The organism is Parafrankia sp. Ea1.12, from assembly GCF_900465275.1.
In the GTDB taxonomy this organism is placed as follows: Bacteria; Actinomycetota; Actinomycetes; order Frankiales; family Frankiaceae; genus Parafrankia; species Parafrankia soli.
On the sequence record NZ_UBIZ01000622.1, the window covers coordinates 1 to 3,931 of the forward strand.

Annotated in this window: 4 protein-coding genes and 1 pseudogene; 4 read left to right on the forward strand and 1 reads right to left on the reverse strand. The window is 70.0% G+C overall.

What is annotated here, in order from left to right; genetic code table 11:
* The 4 genes and pseudogenes from FMEAI12_RS33570 to FMEAI12_RS33585 all read left to right on the forward strand — a co-directional run.
* Positions 1-204, forward strand: a pseudogene (locus tag FMEAI12_RS33570) (branched-chain amino acid ABC transporter substrate-binding protein); the annotation flags it as partial.
* A 67-nt stretch (positions 205-271) separates the two neighbouring features.
* On the forward strand, positions 272-1,075 hold the full coding sequence (locus FMEAI12_RS33575) for a hotdog domain-containing protein (protein WP_112109134.1): 804 nt from the start codon (positions 272-274) through the stop codon (positions 1,073-1,075).
* A 226-nt stretch (positions 1,076-1,301) separates the two neighbouring features.
* On the forward strand, positions 1,302-2,519 hold the full coding sequence (locus tag FMEAI12_RS33580; protein WP_112109135.1) for a cytochrome P450: 1,218 nt from the start codon (positions 1,302-1,304) through the stop codon (positions 2,517-2,519).
* Between the two features lie 402 nt (positions 2,520-2,921).
* A complete protein-coding gene (locus tag FMEAI12_RS33585; RefSeq protein ID WP_235014996.1) occupies positions 2,922-3,740 on the forward strand; it encodes an ecdysteroid 22-kinase family protein in 819 nt (272 codons plus the stop codon).
* Between the two features lie 68 nt (positions 3,741-3,808).
* Here the strand turns inward: FMEAI12_RS33585 and FMEAI12_RS33590 are convergent.
* Positions 3,809-3,931: SDR family oxidoreductase (locus FMEAI12_RS33590; protein WP_146776710.1), on the reverse strand; the 123-nt coding region annotated here is incomplete at its 5' end.

Here is a 3,931-nt window from a genome sequence, read left to right on the forward strand (position 1 = left end):
AACATCACCCCCACCCGACTCATCGAGAAGATCCGCTCAGCACCCGAACTGCCACTACCCGCAGCCCCCGGCCTGACCTTCCACTGCAACGGCACAACCAACCCACTCGTACCCGCCGCCTGCACCCAAGGCGGACTGATGACAACCCTCAACGCACAGGGCAACCCGACCCTGCCCTACAAACCATTCGGCAACCAGGACTGAGACGCTCGACGTCCGCCGGCCGCGCGGCCAGGAGGCCGTGCGACCAAGGCAGCGAAGGGGCGATCTCGTGAACACCGTCGACAATGGTGGCAATCGCGGCAACGTGGACGATGTGCGGCACATCGTCATGGAGCTCGGCCTGGGCTTCTCGGTCGACGACGGCGTCGCCACCGGGCGCGCCGACGTGTTCGCCGAGCTGTGCGTCCCCGGCACGACCGCCCTGCGGACATCCGTGCTGGCGACCTGGGCCGACATCGTCACAGGCGTGCTCGCCCTGAACCTGACCGCACCCCGGCCAGCCCTCACCCTCGACCTCGACGTGCAGGTCGTCGAACCAGCCGAGATCGGCGACACGATCTCCCTCAAGGCAAGAACCGTCAAGGCCGGCCGGACGGTCGCCGTCTGCGAGACACAGTTCCGCAACGAGACCTCCGGGACCCTGACCGCCGTCTGCCACACGTCGTTCGTCACCTCCCCGAACCCCGACCACGTCTTCTCCCACGGCGCCCTGGCCGGACTACCCGAGGGACCCTTCCGGCTGCCGGTACCCCTCACCGAGCGGGTCGGCAGCGTCATCGTGGCTCCCGGCACCGTCGAGGTACCCCACCGGGCCGACGGCCTCAACGCAGGCGGCGCCATCCAGGGCGGCCTCGTCGCGCTCGCCACCGAGGAGGCAGCAACCTCATCCGCCCAAGGACCGACGGTGGTGACCGCTCTCGGCATCCGTTACCTGCGGCCGTTCTCGGTCGGACCAGCGCGCGCGGTGGCCGACAGGCACGGCGAGGTCTGCCTGGTGCACCTCACCGACGCCGGGACCGGGAAGCTGGGCGCCGTCGCGACGGCCCGGCTCGCCGACGCCAAACCGCGGTAGCCGTCCGGCCGACGACAACAGGTCCGGCCAGCGACGACAGGTCCGACCGGCGCCCGGCGCGGCTGACCGGCGACGGGCGCCTAACCTGCCAACGAATCCAACAACCGCAAAAGAACTAGATATTTTGCTACTCTCCGGTCGTGCGCGACGCCCGCGACCAGGGGCCACAACACCCACCGGGCACGAAGCGAGATTCGCCCCGTTCGTGCCACCGGAAGGACTGATCATGGATCTCGACGAAGCGGGCAGCGTCTTCACCGACCCGACGGCGTACGCGGACGAGAAACGGTGGCACACCGCCACCGCGCTGCTGCGCCGCCACTCGCCGGTGCACCGGGTCGAGACGGCGGGCTTCGCGCCGTTCTGGGCGGTCACCCGACACGAGGACGTCATGACGATCTCCCGGGACTCCGAGCGCTGGCACAACGCGCCACGGACGGCCGTCAGCCAGGACCCGGCCGCGCCCGCGCCGCCGATACGTTCGCTGGTACAGATGGACGCGCCGGACCACCCGGTCTACCGGCACATCAGCGCCGACTGGTTCAAGCCGGCCGGCATCCGGCGGTTATCCGACCGCATCGCCCAGCTCGCGAAACGCTACGTCGACCACATGGCCGATCTCGGCGGCGAATGCGACTTCGTCACCGACATCGCCGCGCACTATCCCCTCTACGTCATCCTCTCCCTGCTCGGGCTACCCGAGCAGGACTTCCCGAGGATGCTCACACTCACCCAGGAACTGTTCGGCTCCGACGACGTCGACCTCGCCCGCAACCCGAGCGACACCGCCGCCCTGGACACCCTGCTGGACTTCTTCCAGTACTTCCAGACAGTGATCGCGGACCGCCGCACGACACCGACCGACGACCTCGGCTCAGTGATCGCCAACGCCACGATCGGCGGCGAACCGATCGGCGAACTGGAGGCGGTCGGGTACTATGTCCTGATCGCCACCGCCGGTCACGACACGACGAGCGCGGCGATCTCCGGCGGGCTGCACGCCCTACTCGAACACCCGGACCAGTGGCGGCGCCTCGCCGCGGACCCGGGCCTGGTGCCCACCGCGGTCGACGAGATGATCCGCTGGGTATCCCCCGTCAAGCACTTCATGCGCACCGCCACCGAGGACACCGCCCTCCGCGGTGTCCGGATCTCGGCCGGGGAGTCGGTGCTGCTGTCCTACCCATCCGCCAACCGGGACGAGGACGTCTTCACCGACCCCAACGCCTTCGACGTCGGCCGAACCCCGAACAAGCACGTCGGTTTCGGTTTCGGCGCCCACTACTGCCTGGGCACCCACCTCGCCCGACTCGAGGCACGCGCCCTCTACACCGAACTCGTCCCCCGGCTACACGAGATCGAACTAGCCGGCACACCCGAATACATGCAGACCCTGTTCGTCGGCGGACCCAAGCACCTCCCCATCCGCTACACGATCACCTGAGCCTCACGCCCGCCGCGGACACCGACCCGAGCTCCTCCGGAGGCCCAGCATGACCGAACCGGCAGGTGGACAGCCGGGGTGGATCGTCGACGACCCCAACACGGTCACCCCCGAGTGGATGACCGGCGCGCTGCGCCGGGGCGGCACCGACACCGAGGTCGTAGGGCTGCGCCACCAACCCGTCGGGGGCGGCCAGCTGAGCTCCAGTTACCGCTTCCACCTCGACGTCCGGCCTGGCGGCACCGGCGTCCGGCCCGGCGGCACCGACCAGGTGCCCTCCTCCGTGGTACTCAAGATGGCCGCCGGCTCCCCCGAGGGCCGCGGCCAGATCGCCCCCGGCTACCGCAGCGAGGTGGGCTACTACACCCGGTTCGCTCCGTCCGCCCGGATCCGGGTGCCGCGGTGTGGAGCGCCGACATCAGCGCCGACGGCCGGAGCTTCACGCTGGTGCTCGAGGACGGGCACCCGGCACGGCCCGGTCTCCAGGTGGAGGGCTGCGACGTCCGCCAGGCCGAAGCCGCGCTGCGTAACCTCGCCGGCCTGCACGGCCCGTTCTGGAACAAGCCGGATCTCGCCGACGGCGCCGACTGGTTACGCCGGACGGACGAGGCCGCGCTCGGCTTCCTCAGCGAGGTCTTCGCCGGGGCCATGGCCCCGTTCCTCGACCGGTTCCGCGACCGTCTCGCACCGACCGACACGGACACACTGCTCCGCACGGCCGATCTCCTCGCTCGGTGGGGCCGGCACGTCGGCACCCGCCACACGCTGATCCACGGCGACTACCGGCTCGACAACCTCCTGTTCACGGAGCCGCGCGCGGCAGGCGAGTCGCACGAGTCAGCCGAGTCCCACGGGCTCACGGCGTCCCGTGAGGTGACGGCCCTCGACTGGCAGTCGCTGGAGATCGGCTTCGCCGGCCGCGACGTCGCCTACTTCCTGGCCACCGCACTGCCACCCGCACTCCGACGCGCCCAGGAAAAGAACCTGGTCCGCACCTACCACAAGCGGCTCGTCCGGATGGGGGTCGACGACTACCCGCTCGACGAGTGCTTCCGGGACTACCGGCTCGGAACCCCGCAGGCACCGCTGCTCACCGTGCTCGGCTCCGTCTATGCGACCAACGAGCCCACCGAGAGCTCCGACCGGATGTTCCTCTCCATGATCACAAACGCGTGCGCCGCGATCCGCGACCTCGGCACGCTGGACCTGCTCGCGCCGTAGCCCCCTCGGACCCGGCGGGTGCGGTGAACCCACCGCACCCGCCGCACCCGCTTCGCGCACTCCGTGTGTTACCGCTTGTTCAGCTGGCCGGCGTCGACCGGGACGACGGTGCCGGTCACGTACCGCGCGTCATCCGACACCAGCCAGGCGATGGCGTTCGAGACGTCCAACGGGTCCACCGCGTCGACGGG

What these genes read in the sequence shown, in the direction of transcription:
- FMEAI12_RS33580 (WP_112109135.1), top strand. Translation starts at nt 1,302, where the DNA reads ATGGATCTCGACGAAGCGGGCAGCGTCTTCACCGACCCGACGGCGTAC.